Origin of the sequence: Nonomuraea sp. NPDC026600, from assembly GCF_040638335.1 — a bacterium.
Taxonomy (GTDB): Bacteria; Actinomycetota; Actinomycetes; order Streptosporangiales; family Streptosporangiaceae; genus Nonomuraea.
Genome location: NZ_JBEZYD010000002.1, coordinates 101,688 through 119,747, shown reverse-complemented (window position 1 = coordinate 119,747; position 18,060 = coordinate 101,688). Strand labels below are relative to the sequence as shown.

Annotated in this window: 13 protein-coding genes; 9 read left to right on the top strand and 4 right to left on the bottom strand. The window is 70.4% G+C overall.

The window, feature by feature from the left end; genetic code table 11:
* Positions 1-16 precede the first annotated feature (16 nt).
* From AB0F17_RS04255 to AB0F17_RS04240, 4 genes are all read right to left on the bottom strand, one after another.
* Positions 17-5,272, bottom strand: a complete 5,256-nt coding sequence (locus AB0F17_RS04255; RefSeq protein ID WP_358015983.1) for a DNRLRE domain-containing protein — start codon at positions 5,270-5,272, stop codon at positions 17-19.
* Between the two features lie 122 nt (positions 5,273-5,394).
* Entirely contained in the window at positions 5,395-6,357 is a 963-nt protein-coding gene (locus AB0F17_RS04250; RefSeq protein ID WP_358015981.1) for a hypothetical protein, read from the bottom strand.
* Between the two features lie 229 nt (positions 6,358-6,586).
* Complete coding sequence (locus AB0F17_RS04245; protein WP_358015978.1) at positions 6,587-7,540, bottom strand: hypothetical protein; 954 nt, start codon at positions 7,538-7,540, stop codon at positions 6,587-6,589.
* A 274-nt stretch (positions 7,541-7,814) separates the two neighbouring features.
* Positions 7,815-8,681, bottom strand: a complete 867-nt coding sequence (locus AB0F17_RS04240; RefSeq protein WP_358015975.1) for a fumarylacetoacetate hydrolase family protein — start codon at positions 8,679-8,681, stop codon at positions 7,815-7,817.
* Positions 8,682-8,788: 107 nt separating this feature from the next.
* Here AB0F17_RS04240 and AB0F17_RS04235 point away from each other — a divergent pair, with 107 nt between their 5' ends.
* The 9 genes from AB0F17_RS04235 (at position 8,789) to AB0F17_RS04195 (ending at position 18,006) form a co-directional block, all read left to right on the top strand.
* Positions 8,789-9,490: an FCD domain-containing protein gene (locus AB0F17_RS04235; RefSeq protein ID WP_358015972.1), complete on the top strand. Its 702-nt coding sequence runs from the start codon at positions 8,789-8,791 to the stop codon at positions 9,488-9,490.
* Between the two features lie 8 nt (positions 9,491-9,498).
* Positions 9,499-10,263 (top strand): enoyl-CoA hydratase/isomerase family protein, encoded by a 765-nt coding sequence (locus AB0F17_RS04230; RefSeq protein ID WP_358015968.1) that lies wholly within the window; start codon positions 9,499-9,501, stop codon positions 10,261-10,263.
* Positions 10,263-11,441 carry a CoA transferase gene (locus AB0F17_RS04225; RefSeq protein WP_358015965.1) on the top strand — a complete coding sequence of 393 codons (1,179 nt, stop codon included), beginning with the start codon at positions 10,263-10,265 and terminating at the stop codon, positions 11,439-11,441. The genes AB0F17_RS04230 and AB0F17_RS04225 overlap by 1 nt, the downstream gene beginning before the upstream one ends.
* On the top strand, positions 11,429-12,466 hold the full coding sequence (locus AB0F17_RS04220; protein ID WP_358015962.1) for a hypothetical protein: 1,038 nt from the start codon (positions 11,429-11,431) through the stop codon (positions 12,464-12,466). The genes AB0F17_RS04225 and AB0F17_RS04220 overlap by 13 nt, the downstream gene beginning before the upstream one ends.
* A complete protein-coding gene (locus AB0F17_RS04215) occupies positions 12,463-13,167 on the top strand; it encodes an SDR family oxidoreductase (protein WP_358015960.1) in 705 nt (234 codons plus the stop codon). Before AB0F17_RS04220 ends, AB0F17_RS04215 begins: the two co-directional genes overlap by 4 nt.
* The gene (locus AB0F17_RS04210) at positions 13,164-14,210 is read left to right on the top strand and encodes an aldose 1-epimerase family protein (protein ID WP_358015957.1); all 1,047 of its coding nucleotides are present in this window, start codon (positions 13,164-13,166) and stop codon (positions 14,208-14,210) included. The genes AB0F17_RS04215 and AB0F17_RS04210 overlap by 4 nt, the downstream gene beginning before the upstream one ends.
* A 296-nt stretch (positions 14,211-14,506) precedes the next feature.
* Positions 14,507-15,901 (top strand): family 2B encapsulin nanocompartment shell protein, encoded by a 1,395-nt coding sequence (locus tag AB0F17_RS04205; RefSeq protein ID WP_358015953.1) that lies wholly within the window; start codon positions 14,507-14,509, stop codon positions 15,899-15,901.
* 28 nt (positions 15,902-15,929) lie between these two features.
* Positions 15,930-17,111 (top strand): family 2 encapsulin nanocompartment cargo protein terpene cyclase, encoded by a 1,182-nt coding sequence (locus AB0F17_RS04200; RefSeq protein WP_358015950.1) that lies wholly within the window; start codon positions 15,930-15,932, stop codon positions 17,109-17,111.
* Between the two features lie 40 nt (positions 17,112-17,151).
* Positions 17,152-18,006: a geranyl diphosphate 2-C-methyltransferase gene (locus AB0F17_RS04195; RefSeq protein WP_358015947.1), complete on the top strand. Its 855-nt coding sequence runs from the start codon at positions 17,152-17,154 to the stop codon at positions 18,004-18,006.
* Positions 18,007-18,060 lie beyond the last annotated feature (54 nt).

Genomic DNA, 18,060 nt, shown 5'->3' with positions numbered 1-18,060 from the left:
AACCGCACTGGACGGCTCAGTAGGGCCGTTGGAGGAAGCGGCCGAGCGACGGGTCGTACAGGCGGCCCGACATCAGGACCGTCCCGTCCAGCGTGGTCGGGTGGAACGCGCCGCCCAGCCAGCCGTAATGGCGCGGCTCGGAGGCCACGCCGAACTCGTCGTACCCGACCACGGTGGCCAGACCGCTGTCGAGGTCCAGCTCAGTGCCCACGTCCCCGCCGACGGTGAGCAGTTGGAGGCGTACCGACCCGGTCGCGCCCGTGAGCGCGGCCAGTTCGCCGCCGACACCGGCCACGTTACGGACGACCGTGCCGTTCTCGGCGAGCCAGGAGGGCTGGTCGCCGTCGGAGGCGTAGTGGTGGACGGTGACCGCGCCCGCCTCGGTGGTCTCCGACCTGATCCGGCCCGCCGGATCGCGTGTCCAGGTCAGGCTCCGCTGGCCGGAGGTCTGCTTGGCCGGCACACCGTCGGCGAAGTAGCCGATGGTCCGCCCGCCCGGCAGCGAAGTGGTGCGGCCCGCCGAATCGTAGCCGTAGCCGTCTCCGGTCAGCCTGCCGTCGGAGGTGTAGGCGTACGTCGTGATGCTCGCGGCGGAGTCGTCGGCCACCGGGCAGTCCTCCTCCGACGCCTGCACGGCCAGCCGGACCCGGTTGCCCACGCCGTCGTAGCCGTAGCGGCGCAGCGTGCACAGCGGGAACGCCATATCCAGCACCGAGGCGATCTGCCCCGCCTTGTCGTAGCCGAGCTGCCGCTCGGACATAGTGTCGCTGCGCATGCGCAGCAGTTCCTGGCTGTGGACGTTCCGGCCGATCTGGTCGATCATCACTGGGCCTTCCAGCCCGTCCCGGGTGTAGATCCGGGCGTAGTTCTGGCCGCGCTCGTCGTACGCGGAGACCAGGTGCAGCCCGCCCGGCAGGTCGCCCTCGAACTGGCGGCCCTCGTCGTCGTAGCGGGCGGTGAAGGTGCCCGCGACCGAGTCGGTGACCGAGGTGAGCAGGCCGCGCGGCTCGGCCGTGTGGTCGTAGGCGTAGACCCTGGTGGACGAGGCCGAGTCCACGACCTTGGCCGGGCGGTCGAGGTCGTCGTACTCGGTGCGGGTCTGTGCTCCGTCCGCGTCGGTGTGGGAGATGACCCGGCCCAGCCGGTCGTAGGCCGTCACGATCTTCTCCGTGCCGCGCCACCGTTCGGTGGTCCGGCCGGTGGCCGGGCTGTAGCCGATGCCGATCTCGGCCTCCCCGCCGGCCTGGGTCGTGATGGGCCGGCCGACCGGGTCGCGCTTGGTCGTGGTGACCGTGCCTGCCTCGGTCACCGTGTTCGGCAGGCCGGAGGCGGTGTAGGTGTAGGTCCGTCCGCCGTCCTGGCACACCAGGCCCGCCCACTCCGGCCGCCCGCCGCACGGGGCGCTGCCGGTCGCCGTGTAGAGGATGGGCGGGGCGGTGTCGGCGGTGACGGCCCGGCCGCCGGGGTCGCGGACCGTCTTGAGCCGCCGGCCGGTGGCCCAGTCATAGGTGATGGCGGTGGTCCTGACGTCCGCGTCCGGCTTGGACTCGCGCCCGACGATCACGGCGCCGGCCTTGACGGTGGTCGGCAGGTCGCGGGCCGCCGCGCCGGTCGGCCGGCCCTCGTCGTACGTACTCACGGTGCGGGTCCTGGCGCCGATGCCGTACCCGGCAGGCAGGTCGTCCACGTCGGACTCCAGGTTCACGATGTGGACCGGGCTCAGCTCCTCGATCTCGCGGCGGCCCGAGGCGTCGTAGACCGAGCGGGTGGACAGCATTTCCGCCCGCTCGTCCGCGCTGTAGCCGGTGATGGCCAGCTCGGCGAGCCGGTAGTCGGTCGTCGGCCGCTGCGACAGCTCCCTGTTCGACGCGGTGAGCACACGCGTCGTGTGGCCGAACCGGTCGTAGTCGGTGGCGGACAGGTGCCCGCCGGGGGTCAGCACGTTGACCGCCCGGCCAGATTCGTCCAGGTACGTCACGGTGGGGCGGGTAGTGGAGTTCGGCGGGTGGACCGCCGTGGCCGTCACGGGAGCGTCCGCCTGCCCCCAGGCCGCGATGGCCGCAGACGTCAGATCGGCCGGGCCGCCGGCCGCCTTGCCGAGCGGCACCCCGTACACGATGGTGCTCTTGGCCTCGCCCTCGATCTGGTCGGCGGTGCCGGGCTTGAGCGTGGGGCGGGCGACGCTCTTCAGGCGGCCGTCGGCGTCGTAGCCGAAGGTCCACGGCAGCTCTCCCGGCGGGGTGAGCGTCGAGACGCGGCCCGCGCCGTCATAGCCGTAGACGGTCTTCAGCGCGGGGGTGATCCTCGGGTCCCAGGTCTCGGACAGGCGTCCGGCGCTGTCGTAGACGTACTGGGTCAGCACGGCTCCCTGGAAGGACACGGTGCTGAGGCGGCCGTCGGCGCCGTAGCCGAAGTCGAGCGTGTGGCCGGAGCGGGTGAGCGACTTGGGCCGGTCCTGTTCGTAGGCGTACTCGGTGGGCAGGTACCGGTCTCCTTGCTTGGCGAACGTGGTCGCCTGTCCCCGGGAGTCGGTGAGCGTGTACGTGCCGGTGAGCGTCAGGTCCTCGGCGCCGCGCTCGGGCTTCCATCCGTCCTTGGTCCTGGTGAACTGGACCGGGGTGCCATCGGCCCTGGTCACCTGGACCGAGCTCGGCGAGGTCTCCGTGAGTGAGGCGATCCCCTGCGACCAGCCGGGGTTCCTGGAGGTGGCCGTCCGGGTGAGTGTCAGGCCGAACGGGCCGCCCGCGGTGGTCTGGAGGCGGTAGTCGCCGGTCAGCAGGTTCACCGTGCCGGGGCCGACTTCGCTGGTCGCCGCCTTGGTGGCGCGGCGGTCGACGACGATCTCGGCGGACGACGACTCCACCGGTGTGCCGGCCGTGCCGGTGACGAGCGCGCGCACCTGCGCCACGGCGTCGCCGAGCTGGGTTCCGGCGTCCCAGACCAGGCCGGACACCTTGTTCGGCGCGGCCACGGGCCAGGCGGTCAGGGGCTTGCCGTCGGCGGTGACCACGTTCGCCACGGGGAGGTCGGCCCACTCGTCGGTCTCGGCCCGCCGGTACTGGAACCTCGCCTGGGTGAAGCCGATGCCGGTCACCGCGAGCGGGACCTTGCCGGTGCTCCGCAGGCCGTCCTTCGGGGCGTCGAGCGTGGCCACGGCCGCGCCCGAGCCGACGTTGAAGGTGTACACGGTGGTCGGCGAGGCGTTCCCGGCCTTGTCCAGGGTGTACACGCTGACGGTGTGCGCGCCCACGGTGGGCGGGGTCAGCTTGGCGGAGACGGCCGCGCCGGTGGTGAGCACCTTGGTCACGGCGCCGCTGTCGAGCTTGTAGGCGATCCAGCCGGCGTCGGTGTTCGCCGGGGTGAGGGTGAACGTGCCGGCCTGGCCGGCGTCGCCGTGGTAGGTCCCGTCGTTCGGGTAGTCGGTGGAGGCGGCCTTGGGGGCGGGCGGTTTGACGGTGTCGACGGAGAAGTACGCCGTCTGCCAGAGCTTCGAGACCAGCGAGCCGTCGTGGGCCCACGAGCGGAACATGTACGACTTGCCGTTGGCCAGCTTGCCCGCCGGCACGTTCGCGCCGGAGAAGCCGTTGCTGGCCACGTACACGCCGTAGAGGTCGTCGATCAGCATCGTCGAGCCCTCGTACAGGTCGAACTTGCCGCGGACGTTACCCCCGTCGGGGTCGCGCACATGGTTGCGTAGTTGCGGGGTGAGCGTGTTGGTCCAGCGCGTGCCGTTGTAGTCGACGTACGGGGAGAGCCAGGTGGAGACCGGGGTGCTCGGGTAGGAGTTGTACGTCACCGAGATGTACGGCACGTGGGCCGAGGCGTTGCCCGAGTTGAAGCGCTTCCAGGCGTACTCGTCAGTCTCGCTGGTGGCCCGCAGGCCCATGCCGGACTCCTTCCACCCCTCGTTGGCCCAGTACTGGACCAGCGAGGTGACGTTGGCGCTCACCCAGCCGTCGGCGCAGCCGCTGCCCCAGCCCTTGGTCTCGCTGGAGGTGGCGTACTTGTCGGCCATCGCCGGGCCGGGATAGCGCGAGGACGTCGAGGCCCGGTTGGCCGACCACACCTCCCACGACCTGGTGTTGCACGACCACGAGTGGAAGTTCCAGAGCTTCAGCGACGCCGCGGTGATCTTCTTGCCCGCGATGCCGGGGGTCTTCCAGGTGATGAACGACTTGGCGACCTGGCCGCTGCCGTTGTTGCCGATCTTGAGCTCGGTCGCGCCCGACTGGTCGGTGCCGTAGCCCTCCTGCACGAACGTGTCGAAGACCTGGCCGAGGTTGAGCGAAGGATCGACCGTGACGGGGTACTTCGTGGCCGGGTCGCCGAGGAAGGCCGGATCGGGGGTGAGAACGAGGTCCTGCCCGGACACCTTCATGGCGACGGGCACGCGGCGCAGGTGGTCACCCGAACCCGGATCCACCGTGGCGTCCCACATGACGGGGGCCGGGATGGTGGCGGTCGTCCTGCCCTTGTCGTCCACCAGCTCGACGCCGCCGTCCGGGGCCTGGCGGGGCCGCACGCCCGGCGCGCTGAGCCGCAGGGTGTACGAGAGCGGGGTGGCGGGGCGGGCCTTGACCAGCAGGAACTGCTCGGCACCTGTCCTGGTGGCGGTGACGACCAGGTCGGCGCCCGGCATGACGTCCGGGTACGTGGCCGTCTCACCGGACAGGCGTGGCGCGGGCAGCGCGCCCTTCCACTGCAGGGTCACCTTGGTGGCGCCCTCGCCGATCGTGATCAGGTCGGTCGCCCCGGACGCCTGCCGGGCCACGCCGGGCCGTCCGCCGCCGAACCTGAGCGCCCGGCCGTGGCCCCGGGTCACGATCTCGCCCGACGGCGCCTCGGTGAGCGAGATGTCCACCGGCGCCCACTCGCCGTCGCGGCGGAACCTGACCGGACCGGCGAACGAGTCGACCGTCAGCGTGCCATCCGGGTTGGCATAGGTCGTGGTGGTCTCGGTACGGGCGTCCGCGACCTCGACCCGCCGGCCGCTCAGGCGGGCGGACAGCCGGGCGGAGGCCTCGTCGGGCGCGCTCGGCTCGGCCGCGAGACGGGCGGGCGCGCTCGGGTCGTCCCCGGGCTTCGACGCGGTGGCGGTGGGGGCAGCCGGAGACGGCGACCCGGCGGCGGTGGTGGCGGCCGGGGACCCGGCGGTGTCGACGGTGGACGGGGACGGCGACCCCGCGGCGGCGGCGGGTGATGGGAGCGCGGCCAGCGGAAGAAGCAGCAGGGCGAGACCACCGGCGAGGGCCCGTGGCGTGATGGCAGGCATGGGTGCTCCGGGAGGTGTGCGCGTGGGACGACGCGGAAGGTGTGCGCGTAGAGCGAGGCGGGAGATGGGCGCGTAGGGCGACGCCCCCGCCGGGCGGGCGGGGGCGTCGGGATGGTGCGGGGTTACTTGCTCTGGCAGCTCTTCTTCCGGACCTCGCCCCAGACGATCGGCCCGCCCGGGACGAACTGGGCGCGGATCGCGAAACACTGGTTCTTGTTGGAGGCTTCCCTGATCTTGTAGATGAACGAGGCGACGCCCACCACCACCCCCACCTTGCAGATCAGCTTGATCTTTCCCTTGGCCTTGTCGCAGGCGGCTTTGAACACCTCGGCGGCGCCCGCTGCCCCGGCGTACAACCAAGCGCTGTGGATCTTCTTGGTGAGCTTCTTGGAGAAGATCACCCGGCACATGGCCTTCCACCACTCACACTGCAGCTTGAGCGCGGGGTCGGCGACCACGGGGTAGGCGGCACCCACGTGGTTGACCGTCTGGATGAGCGTCATGCCCTCCACCCGGTAGGAGGTCGGCACCGCGTTGCCGTTGGCGTCCTTGGCCCAGGGCAGGTCGATCTCACCGAGATAGATGTCGTCCTGGTAGATCAGGACGGTGCCGTCGTCGTCCTCGACCTCCAGCATGCTGCCTTCGGGCGCGCTGATCGGGAAGCGATATTCCGTCGGCGCCGAGGAGTCCTTGATCACCGTCATCGTTCGGGCGATCTGGCCGGTGCGCGTCTGCGCGTAGGCCACGCTGGGCTGCTTGGCGGCGTACGTGATCAGGCCAGGCAGCGCCTGGTTACCGTTCCCCGTCGCGTCGGGGATGCCGATGCCGATCTCGGTCTCGCTGATGGACACCGTCAGGGTGCGATCGGGGTCCGTCGCGATGGCGAACGGCTTCTGAACGTCACCCTCGGGGATCTCGGTGGGCGGCGTGGTCCTGGCCTCTTCGACGATCTCGGGGACGACCTGAGTGAGCGCCGCCAGGGCGGGGTCCTCAGCCGCGAATACCGGGGTTCCGGCGATGTTCACGGTGCTCAGAGCCAACAACGTCGCCAATGCGGCGACAACGGCCCGGGTGGGGATGCGCACGAATGTCCTTCCACTATCGGTGGGGGCAACGCACAAACGCCGCAAACGTAAAGATCATTATTGGCCGGTTAGGTGATCTTGGATGGACCAGCCGTAAACGTTTGCCGTCTTCCAGGGGTTACTTGCGCCGCGCGGCATCAGCCCAGATCGAGCTCCCCGGGGCCGGGCGAGGAGCAACAGGAGGGCGACGCCCCCGCCGGACCGGCGGGAGCGTCGGGATGGTGCGGGGTTACTTGCTCTGGCAGCTCTTCTTACGGACCTCGTACCAGACGATGCCTGGCGCCTGGAACCGGATCGCGAAGCACTGCTTCTTGTTGGCGGCTTCCCGGACCTTGTAGATGGCCGAGGCGCCACCCGTCGTGTAGGCGATCTTGCAGATCAGCTTGGCCTTGCCCTTGAGCTTGTCGCAGGCACCCTTCAGCGCCTCGATGGCGCCGGCGACGCCGGCCACGAACCAGGCGTTGTAGATGCTCTTGGTGAGCTTCTTCGAGAAGATGAGCCGGCACATGGCCTTCCACCACTCGCACTGCAGCTTGAGCGCGGGGTCGGCGACCACGGGGTAGGCGGCACCCGCGTGGTTGACCGTCTGGATGAGCGTCATGCCCTCCACCCGGTACGAGGTCGGCACCGCGTTGCCGTTGGCGTCCTTGGCCCAGGGCAGGTCGATCTCGGCGAGGTAGACGTCGTTGTTGTAGATCAGGACGGTGCCGTCGTCGTCCTCGACCTCCAGCATGCTGCCCTCGGGGGCGGAGATCGGGAATCGGTACTCGGTCGGTGCCGAGGAGTCCTTGATGATGGTCAGCGCCCGGGCGATCTGGCCGGTGCGCTGGTGGGCGTAGGCGACGCTGGGCTGCTTGGCGGCGTAGGTGACCAGGCCGGGGAGCGGCTGGTTGCCGTTGCCGGCGGCCTCCGGCATGCCGATGCCGATGTCACTCTCGCTGACGGTCGCGACCAGGGTGCGGTCGGGGTCCGTCGCGATGGCGAAGGGCCGCTGGACGTCGCCTTCGGGGATCTCGGTGGGCGGCGTGGTCCTGGCCTCTTCGACGATCTCGGGGACGACCTGGGTGAGTGCCGCCAGAGCGGGATCCGCGTCCGCGATGACCGGGGTTCCGGCGGCGTTCACGGTGCTCAGAGCCAGGAACGTCGCCAATGCGGCGACAACGGCCCGGGTGGGGATGCGCACGAATGTCCTTCCACTATCGGTGGGGGCAACGCACAAACGCCGCAAACGTAAAGATCATTATTGGCCAGTTAGGTGATCTTGGATGGACAGGCGGTAAACGTTTGCTGTCGTCCGATGTCCCGTCACGGAACGCGATGGAACGCCCCACTTATAGAGAACTCACAGGAGCGGCGTCTTCTTCGCCGCAACGTGCGGTCCGTGACCACGCCGGGCGGCATGCGACCGGGCCGGGCACCAGTGGCGGTGCCCGGCCCGGTCCTTTTCGCGCGCCCGGTCAGCGCATGGCGGCCAGGCCCTTCACCACGCCGCTGGTCAGCGTGCCGATCTCGGCGATGCCGATGGTCACGGTGTCACCGTCGTGCAGCGTGAACGGCAGGTCGGGGACCAGGCTGGTGCCGGTGGACAGCACCGCTCCGTCGGGGAAGGCGTCGGCGCGGAACAGGTACCCGGCCAGGTCGTCCAGGCGCCGGTGCAGCTCCGAGGTGGACGCCTTGCCGTCCCAGACCGTCTCCCCCGCCCTGGCGATGGTCAGCGTGATGTCCAGCGCGTACGGGTCGGCCACCTCCCAGACGGGCCTGATCGCCGGGCCGACCGCGCACGCCCCCAGGTAGATCTTGGCCTGTGGCAGGTACAGCGGGTTGACCCCCTCGATGGTGCGCGAGCTGACGTCGTCGACCACCGTGTAGCCCGCGATCTCGCCGGCGGAGTTCAGCACCAGGCCCAGCTCCGGCTCCGGCACGTCGATCTCCGAGTCGGCGCGTACGGCGATCCGGCCGCCATCCCCCGACACCTTCCAGGCCACGGACTTGAAGAACAGCTCCGGCCGCTCGGCGTCGTAGACGAGCTCGTACACGTCGGCCGCCCGTTCGCTCTCGGTCACCCGCGCCTCGCGCGAACGCCGGTAGGTGACGCCCGCGGCCCACACCTCCATCAGCCCGTCCACGGGCGCGAGTCTGCGGACGGACGCGGACGGGTGCCGCGGGCCGTCCGCGGCGGCGCACCGCTCGCGCAGCTCCGCGACGGGCAGGCGGAGCAGCTCTCCGACGGTGGTGACCCCTTCCAGCTGCGTCACCTGGTCGCCGTCGTCGACGCCGACGGCGTCCGCGCTGGTCAGCGGGCTGACGAAACGTACGATGTGCATGAACACTCCTAGCTTCATCTGATGAAGTCCGAACTTCATCAGATGAAAGTCTATGAAAAAGCCGACCGTCCCGATACTGTGCCAAACATCCGAATACGGAGGAAAACGTGGCAACCGATCCTTACCCGGACACGGCCCGGCATGCCCACGTCGTGCACGCCCTGGGTGCCCGGATCGTCGACGGCTCGCTGGTTCCCGGCACGCCCATCCCGATCGAGGAGCAGTTGGTCAACGAGCTCGGCGTGGGCCGTTCCGCCGTGCGGGAAGGCGTGAAGGTGCTGGCCGGCAAGGGCCTGCTGGAGACCAGGAGGAGCGCGGGCACCCGCGTCCGCCCGCGCGAGTCCTGGAACCTGCTCGACGCCGACGTGCTGAGCTGGCGGTTCGTGCCCGACGCGGCGCCCGCGGACATCCGGGTGCTGGCCGACCTGCGGATCGCGCTGGAGCCCGGGGCGGCCCGGGTGGCGGCCGAGCGGGCGGACGCGGCGGCCATCCGGCGCATCGACGAGGCCCTGGCCGCGCTGCACGCCACGGCCGACGACCCCGACCCCTTCATCGGCGCCGACCTGGCCTTTCACCGGGCGGTGTTCGGCGCCGCCGACAACGACCTGCTGCTCTACATCTACGACATGATCAGCATCGCCCTGCGCTCGGTACGGCAGGTGCACACCCGATCGGTCGCCCACAACAAGGAAACGCTGCCCAATCACGAGCGCGTGGCCGTGGCCATCCGGCGCCGCCATCACCGCAAGGCCGAAGAGGCCATGCGCGAGGTGGTCGAGGTCGCCCGCGCCGACGCGCTCCACTGCTGAGGGAATCCATGGACGTCCTTCTCGACGTGGACGGCCCGGTGGCCGTCATCACCCTGAACAGACCCGCCAAACTCAACGCCATCACCCCCGAGATGGCCGGCGCGCTGCGCGCCTGCCTCGACCGCGTGGACGCCGACCCCGGCATCCGGGTGGCCGTGCTCACCGGCGCCGGGGAGCGCTCGTTCTGCGTGGGCAGCGACATTCGCGAGCTCGACGCGTACGCCACGCCGTGGGAGTTCCGCAACCGCGGCGACTACGGCGACGCGGTCCGCGCCCTGCGCAAGCCGATCATCGCCGCCGTCAACGGCTACGCCTACGGCGGCGGCCTGGAGCTGGCCATGGCCTGCGACATCCGGCTGGCCGCGAGCACCGCCACGTTCGCCGCCCCTGAGATCAAGCTCGGCTGGATCGGCGGCAGCGGCCAGTCGGCCCTGCTCGCGCACGCCGTCGGCCCCGGCAACGCGGCCGTCATGCTGCTCACCGGCGACCCGATCGACGCCGCGCGGGCCAGGGACTGGGGACTCGTCACCGAGGTGCTGCCCCCGGACGAGCTGCTGCCGGCCGTACGGGAACTGGCCGGGAAGATCGCCGCCCGGCCGCCGATCGCGGCCCAGACGGCCAAGGCCAACCTCAGGGCGGCGTACACGATGCCCCTCGACCAGGCCATCCAGTACGAGCGCGACCTGCAGACCGTCTGCTTCGCCACCGCCGACGCGGCCGAGGGCCGGGCCGCGTTCGCCGCGCGCCGCGAGCCCGTCTTCGAGGGGCGCTGATGGGCGTTCTCGACGGTTACCGCGTGGTCGACCTGTCCATCGCCATGGCGGGGCCCCTGGCCGCCATGCGCCTGGGCGACCTGGGTGCGGACGTGATCAAGGTGGAGCCGGTGACCGGCGAGTGGCAGCGCCACGCTCCCGCCGGAGGCGCCACGGGCAACCGGGTCAACGCCTCGTTCCTGTCCCTCAACCGCAACAAGCGCAGCCTGGCCGTGAACCTCAAGTCGGACGAAGGCCGCGACATCGTCCACCGGCTGGCCGCGACGGCGGACGTGTTCCTGCAGAACTACCGGCCCGGCGTGGCCGAGCGGCTCGGCATGGACCACGACACCATCAGCGGGCTCAATCCGCGTATCGTCTACGTCTCCATGTCCGGGTACGGCGAGACCGGCCCGTACGTGTCGAGGCCGGGACAGGACCTGCTGCTCCAGGCCATGAGCGGCGCCATGCTCAGCACCGGCCGCGACGGCGATCCCCCGGCGCCGGCCGGCACCTACGCGATCGACGCGATCACCGCCTACAGCGCCTTCGAGGGCACGCTGGCCGCGCTGCTGCACCGCGAGCGCACCGGCGAGGCCCAGCGGGTGAGCGTCAACATGCTCGACGCGGCCATCGCCGTACAGATGCAGGAGCTGTCGGTCTTCACCGTCGGCGGGGTCCCGCAGCGGCGCGGGCGCGAGCCGCACGGCCACACCTACATCCGCGCGCCGTACGGGGTGTTCGCCACCAAGGACGGCTACCTCGCGCTCGGCATGCCCCGGCTCGACGGGCTGGCCGTCGCCCTCGGCCTCCCCGAACTGGCCGGCATGGACGGCCACACCCAGCGCGACGAGATCACCTCGACGGTCGCCCGGCGGCTGCCCGAACGCACCACCGCCGAGTGGCTGGAGATCTGCGCCCGCCACGACCTGTGGGCCGGCCCGGTGTACGGCTACGCGGAGCTGGTGGCCGACCCGCAGGTGCGGCACAACGGTTCGTTCGTCACCTACGACCACCGCACCGAGGGCACGGTCACCACGCCCGGCTTCCCGTACGGCTTCAGCGCCACCCCGCCCCAGGTACGCAGGGGCGCCCCGCTGGTGGGTGAGCACACCGCGGAGATACTCGGCGAGCTCGGCTACCCTGCGGAACGGACGGCCGAGCTGGTGGAGAAGGGCGTGCTGGCGTGCGAGGACTGACCTGGGACCACCCCCGCGGCCATGCCCCGCTCGACGAGCTCACCCGCCTCGACCTGGCCGGGCCGAACCCGTACGGGGACGTGCCCGAGCCGATCGAGTGGGACCGCCAGCCGCTCGAAGGGTTCGAGTCCGAGCCGATCGCCGTGCTCTGCGAGTCGTACGACGTGCTGGTGATCGACCACCCTGGGCTGGGCGCGGCGCTGGACTCGCTGGTGCCGATGGACGAGCTGTTCTCGGCGGCCGAACTGGCGCGCTTCCGTTCGGGGACGGTCGGCCGCTCGTATGACAGCTACCACCTGGACGGGCGCCAGTGGGCGCTGCCGCTCGACGCGGCCGCCCAGGTGGCCGCCGCCTGGCCGGGGGTGCATGTCCCGGAGACGTGGCCCGAGACGGTGGAGTTCGCGCGGGGCGGTGGGCGGCTGGCGCTGTGCCTGGGCGGGCCGCACGCCTTCCTCATGTTCTGCGCGCTGTGCTCGGGCGACTTCCTCGACCGTGAAGAGGGACTGCGGGCGCTGGAGCTCATGACCGAGCTGCTCGCGCTTGCGGACCCCGACGTCTCGCTGCGCAACCCGATCGGCGTCCTCGACGCGATGGCGGCGGGCGGGCCCGACCTCTGCCCCCTGGTGTACGGGTACGCCACCTACCCACTGGCCTTCGCCGACGCCCCCGCCTGGCCCGGCCGGGCACCGGGGAGCGTGCTCGGCGGCACCGGGCTGGCGATCTCCAAGAAACGGATCGGCGGAATCAAGGACGCTGTACAAGCCCACCTGCGCCGGCTGCTGTCGGAGCCGGTGCAGGCCGGGTTGTTCCCCGCCACCGGAGGCCAGCCAGCCGCCCGCTCGGTCTGGGACGAGGCGGGCTTCTACCGCGACACCCGCGACACCGTGGAGGCCGCCTGGATCCGGCCGCGCTTCCCCGGCTACATCGCCAAGCAGGAGCGGACATCCGCCCTGATCCGCGACGGACTGACCGCCGGCAGGCCGGCCCGCGACGTCCTCGACGACCTGCACAAGGAGTGGACATGACCACGGCGCTGGTAACCGGCGCGGCCGGCGCGCTCGGCCGGGCCATCGTCCGCCGCCTGGCCGCCGACGGCCACCAGGTGGCGGCGCTCGACCTCGACGCCGGCTCGCTCGACGGCACCCTCAACCTGGCCGCCGACCTGCGCGACCCGGCCGCCATCGAGGACGCCTTCGCCCGTACGGCCGACCGGCTCGGCCCGGTCGGCGTCCTGGTCAACAACGCGGCCATCTATCCCAGCAGGCCCTTCCTGGAGGTGCCGCTGGCCGAGTACGACGACGTGCACGCGGTCAACCAGCGCGCCTACTGGCTGGCGGCCCAGCACGCGGCCAGGCAGATGACCTCGCTGGGCACGGGCGCGATCATCAACATCGCGTCGATCACCATGCACGGCGGCTGGCCCGACCTGGCCGCCTATGTCGCCACCAAGGGCGCCGCCACCGCCCTGACCAGGGCCCTGGCCCGCGAACTCGGCCCGCGCGAGATCCGCGTCAACTGCGTCTCGCCCGGCGCCTTTCCCACGGCCGCCGAGGAGATCCACCCCGATCCCGAGGCGTACAACCGGTTCGTCCTGGAACGGCAGGCGCTCCAGCGGCGCGGCCGCCCGGAGGAGCTGGCCGCCGTGGTGTCCTTTCTCGCCGGACCCGACGCATCGTTCGTCACCGGCCAGACCATCGAAGTCAACGGAGGGTGGGTGATGGCATGACGCCGACCCGCAGGCAACTGGCGGAACTCACCGGCGACCCGGCCGCGGCCGGCGGGGTCCGACTGGTGACGCTCGGCGACGGCGCCGAGCGCGGCATCCGGACGCTGGAGTTCCGCACCGGCTCGGGACTGGCCTTCGACGTGCTGGTCGACCGGTGCATGGACATCGGCGCGGCCGAGCACGCCGGGCGGTCCTTCGGCTGGCGCTCCCCCACCGGCTTCCGCCATCCGGGGCTGCACGAGAACGCCGACGAGGACGGCCTGTCCTGGCTGCGCTCCTTCTCCGGCCTCATGGTCACGGCCGGACTCGACCACACCCTGTTCGGCGGCGAGGTGCCCGCCGACGCCTACCGCTACCCGCCCCGCACGTCCGTACGGCACGGCCTGCACGGCCGGGCCGGCAACCTGCCCGCCCGGCTGACGGGCTACGGCGAGCGCTGGGACGGCGAGCGCTGCGTCCTGTGGGCCGAGGGAGAGGTACGGCAGGCGGCGATCTTCGCCGAGAACCTGCGCCTGACCCGGCGCATCGAGGCCGGCCTGGGCGGCGACGAGATCCGGCTGACCGACACCGTGACCAACGCGGGGTTCGAGCCGACGCCGCACATGTTCCTGTACCACATCAACCTCGGCTGGCCCCTGCTCGACGAGGGCGCCCGGTTCGAGGCGGACATCCGCGAGACCCTCTGGCAGACCGACAGCGTCGCCGAGCAGGGGGCCGACCACCTGACTCTCCCCGGTCCGATACCGGGCTTCGTGGAGCAGGTCTACGAACACGCCCTGAACCCCGACGCCCAGGGCCTGCACCGGGTCGCGGTGGTCAACGACCGGCTGGGCATGAAGGTCAGTGTGGAGTGGCGGGACGCGCAGTTCCCGTGCTTCTTCGAGTGGCTGAACCTGCGTTCCGGCAACTACGCGGTCGGCCTGGAGCCGTCCACCCACCACGTGGGCGGCGACGCGGCGGCCCGGGAGGACGGCAGCATGATCTGGCTCGGCCCCCAGGAGTCACGCACGTACCAGACCACTTTCAGGGTCGAGACGCTCTGATTTCCCAATAGATTTGCACGTACTCGGATTGTTGAATATAGGGAAATAAAGCCGGATTTGTCGGTGGCGCAAGGCGACCAAAAGGCCATTGCCTGGTCGCGGAACGGCCTTTAGCATCGAAGACGTCGCGACCGAACCCCAAGCGTGAGGCGACCGATAACTCGATGACGACGCCGCTCACATTCCGCGCCACCAGGACCGAGGAATTACCCTCGTCGATCTGATTTCTCCGGAAGCGATTTCCCACCCGTACCAACTGACGGGTTTCATTCCACGATCAGAGAGTGCGAGGAAACATGTCCACCGAGCAAGGGGAAAAGCCGCTGAGCCTGGGCACCCGGGCCGCGCGCAACCTGGCCACCACCACCAAGACCCGCCCGCAGATGCAGGCCATCACCTCCCGCTGGCTGCTGCGCATGCTTCCGTGGGTGGACGTGGCCGGGGGCACCTACCGGGTCAACCGCAGGCTCACCCACGCGGTGGGACGCGGCCGGGTCAGCGTGGTGCAGGACGGCGCCGACGATGTGTGGATCATCCCGGAGACGCTCGCGGAGCTGCCCGCCCTGCGCGGGTTCGGCGACCTGGAGGTGCTGAGCGCGCTCGCCTCGACGTTCACGGCGCGGCACTTCCAGGCCGGGGAGGTCATCGTCGAGGCCGGGGCGCCGGTCACCGAGACCTTCGTCATCGCCCACGGCCGGCTCAACCGGCTGTCCACCGGGCAGTACGGCGGCACGGTGACGCTCGGGGTCATCGCGGACGGTGACCAGTTCGGCGACGAGGCCTTCGAACAGGACGCTCCCCGGTGGCCCTACTCGATCAGGGCCACCACCGCCGGGACGGTCATGGTGTCGTCGCGGCGGGAGTTCCAGCGACTGATCGACGGATCGCCCGCCCTACAGGCACATATCCAGAGTTATCTGGAGGGCACCCGCAAACCCGTCAACAAACGCGGCGAGGCGGCGGTCAAGGTGGCCGCCGGGCATGTCGGCGAGCCGCACCTCGACGGCACCTTCGTGGACTACGAGCTCAATCCGCGCGAGTACGAACTGAGCGCCTCGCAGACCATCCTGCGGGTCCACACCCGCGTGGCCGACCTCTACAACGACCCGATGAACCAGTTCGAGGAGCAGCTCCGCCTCACGATCCACGAGATCCGCGAGCGCCAGGAATGGGAGATGCTCAACAACCGCGAGTTCGGGCTGCTGCACAACGCCGATTACGGACAGCGGATCAACACCTGGTCAGGCCCCCCGACCCCGGACGACCTGGACGACCTGATCAGCATGCGCCGCAAGACCCGCCTGCTGCTCGCGCATCCCAAGGCGATCGCGGCCTTCTTCCGCGAATGCAACAAGCGTGGTCTGGCCGTGGGCAGCGCCAACGTCAACGGCCACGAGATCCCGGCCTGGCGGGGAATCCCGATCTTCCCCTGCGGCAAGATCCCGATCACCGACGGGCACACCACCTCGATCCTGGCCATGCGCACGGGCGAGGAGGACCAGGGGGTGGTCGGCCTCCACCAGGTCGGCATCCCCGAGGAGTACGAGCCCGGCCTGAACGTCCGCTTCATGGAGACCAGCGACCAGGCGGTGATGTCCTACCTGGTCAGCGCCTACTACTCGACGGCGATCCTGGTCCCCGACGCGATCGGGATCCTGGAGAACGCCAACATCGCCGCCCCTCGATCCTGACCGATCACCATCGTAGGAAGAGGGCGTCATGTCCGCAGACGACACCACAGGACCTCCCGCCGCCGTCACGCTGCCAGGTCCCACCGGCCTGGGCACCTCGGCGCTGCGCGTCCCGCTCCCCGACCGGCGGCCCGCGCCCAGGCCCTGCGAGCACGACGGGCACGAACCCCCGCTGCCGCTGCCGACCCCTCCGGACGCCGTACGCAAGCACAGCCTCGCGCCCCTCGCCTACCAGGAGCGGGAGTGGGGCGACGGGTCCTATCCGCCGCTGTACTGCCCCGATACCGTACGCATCGACGAGGACCTGGCCGGCGAGGTCAACCGGCGGCTGGTGGCATGGGCGGAGCGGGTCGGGATCCACGAGGGCCGGCTGAAGGAGTTCGGCGACACGGGCTACGGCCGGCTGGCCATGCTCACGCACCCCGACACCGACGACCCCGACATGCTGCTGGTCGCGGCGCAGATGAACGCCGCCTGGTGGGCGGCCGACGACTACTACGCCGACGAGACCGAGCTGGGCGCGACGCCGACCGAGCTGCCGCCGCGGCTGGCCCTGGTGACGTCCGCCATGGACCCGCCCCCGCCCGTGGGCGACTACACCTGCCAGCTCGAGGACGTGATCCAGGCCGACCCCGTCCTGGTCTCGCTGAGGTCGAGCATCAGCCACATCTCCCGGCACGCCACCCCGTCACAGATCGGGCGCGTCTGCAACATCACCTCTCAGATGTACGTGAGCTGGGCCGCCTACGCGGCTTGGCGCTATCTGGAGACGCCGCCGCCGGTCTGGCGTTATCTCGCGGCACGTCAGCACGACAGCTTCTACACCTCCATGACGCTGATCGACATCGTGGGCGGTTACCAGCTCCCCGCCGACCTCTTCTTCGAGCGGCGCTTCCACACCGCGCTCATGCAGGCGGGCACCGCCAGCGTCCTCGTCAACGACCTGTATTCCGTGGAGAAGGAGGCCGCCGACGAACTCCCGGACTCCAACGTGATCCTGCTCATCGCGGCCGAGGAGAAGTGTTCGACCCGCGAGGCTACCGAACGCGCGGTCGCCCTCCACAACGATCTCGTCAGGGACTTCGAATCCAGCCGGCGCGAGCTCACCGCCGTCCCGTCAGCCGAACTCCACCGGTTCCTGCGCGGAGCGCAGGGATGGATGGCCGGATGCCTCGAATGGCACGGCTCCACCAGCCGCTACCAGTCTTGACCCCACTCCCCGTCAGTTCGCGAAGAAGGGAATCCCTCAGGTGACCGCTACGCAGGACTCCACCGTCCTCAACAGCCTCTACCAGCGATCCGTCGCCGACTACTGGAACACCGAGAAGAACCCGGTCAACCTCCGGCTGGGCGAAGTGGACGGCATCTACCACCATCACTACGGCATCGGCGACGTCGACTGGACCGTGCTGGACGGCTCCGCGGAGACCCGGGACGAACGCATGATCAGGGAGCTCCACCGGCTCGAATCAGCGCAGGCCGACTTCCTCATGAGCCGGCTCGGTCCGCTCGAACCCCACCACAGGGTCATGGACGCCGGCTCGGGCAGAGGCGGCTCCAGCATCGTCGCCAACCTGCGTTTCGGCTGTCAGGTGGACGGCGTATCCATCTCCGAGTCCCAGGTCGCCTTCGCCAACGAGCAGGCCAGGCAGCGCGGCGTGGACGACAAGGTCCGCTTCCACTTCCGCAACATGCTCGACACCCGCTTCGAGACTGGAACGTTCCAAGCGATCTGGAACAACGAGAGCACGATGTACGTCGAGCTCTCGCTGCTGTTCGCCGAGCACGCCCGGCTGCTGAACCGCGGTGGCCGATACGTGTGCATCACCGGCTGTTACAACGACGCGTACGGCCTGCCGTCCCGGGCCATCAGCCAGATCAACGCGCACTACATCTGCGACATCCACCCGCGCAGCACGTACTTCAAGGAAATGGCGGCCAACCGCCTTGTCCCCATCAGCGTCGTGGACCTCACGCCCGCGACGATCCCCTACTGGGAACTACGCGCCAAGAGCACCCTCGCCACCGGCATCGAGCAACCCTTCCTCGACGCCTACAAGAACGGCAGCTTCCAGTACCTCCTCATCGCCGCCGACCGCGCCTGACAGACGTGCCCCGGGCCGCCGCGACGCGATCGTCGCAGGCGGCCCCCCTCCTGG

Excerpts from the sequence above, each read along its gene's own strand:
- AB0F17_RS04255 (WP_358015983.1), bottom strand. The coding sequence starts at position 5,272 with ATGCCTGCCATCACGCCACGGGCCCTCGCCGGTGGTCTCGCCCTGCTG.
- AB0F17_RS04240 (WP_358015975.1), bottom strand. The coding sequence starts at position 8,681 with ATGCACATCGTACGTTTCGTCAGCCCGCTGACCAGCGCGGACGCCGTC.
- AB0F17_RS04230 (WP_358015968.1), top strand. The coding sequence starts at position 9,499 with ATGGACGTCCTTCTCGACGTGGACGGCCCGGTGGCCGTCATCACCCTG.
- AB0F17_RS04225 (WP_358015965.1), top strand. The coding sequence starts at position 10,263 with ATGGGCGTTCTCGACGGTTACCGCGTGGTCGACCTGTCCATCGCCATG.
- AB0F17_RS04215 (WP_358015960.1), top strand. The coding sequence starts at position 12,463 with ATGACCACGGCGCTGGTAACCGGCGCGGCCGGCGCGCTCGGCCGGGCC.
- AB0F17_RS04210 (WP_358015957.1), top strand. The coding sequence starts at position 13,164 with ATGACGCCGACCCGCAGGCAACTGGCGGAACTCACCGGCGACCCGGCC.
- AB0F17_RS04205 (WP_358015953.1), top strand. The coding sequence starts at position 14,507 with ATGTCCACCGAGCAAGGGGAAAAGCCGCTGAGCCTGGGCACCCGGGCC.
- AB0F17_RS04200 (WP_358015950.1), top strand. The coding sequence starts at position 15,930 with ATGTCCGCAGACGACACCACAGGACCTCCCGCCGCCGTCACGCTGCCA.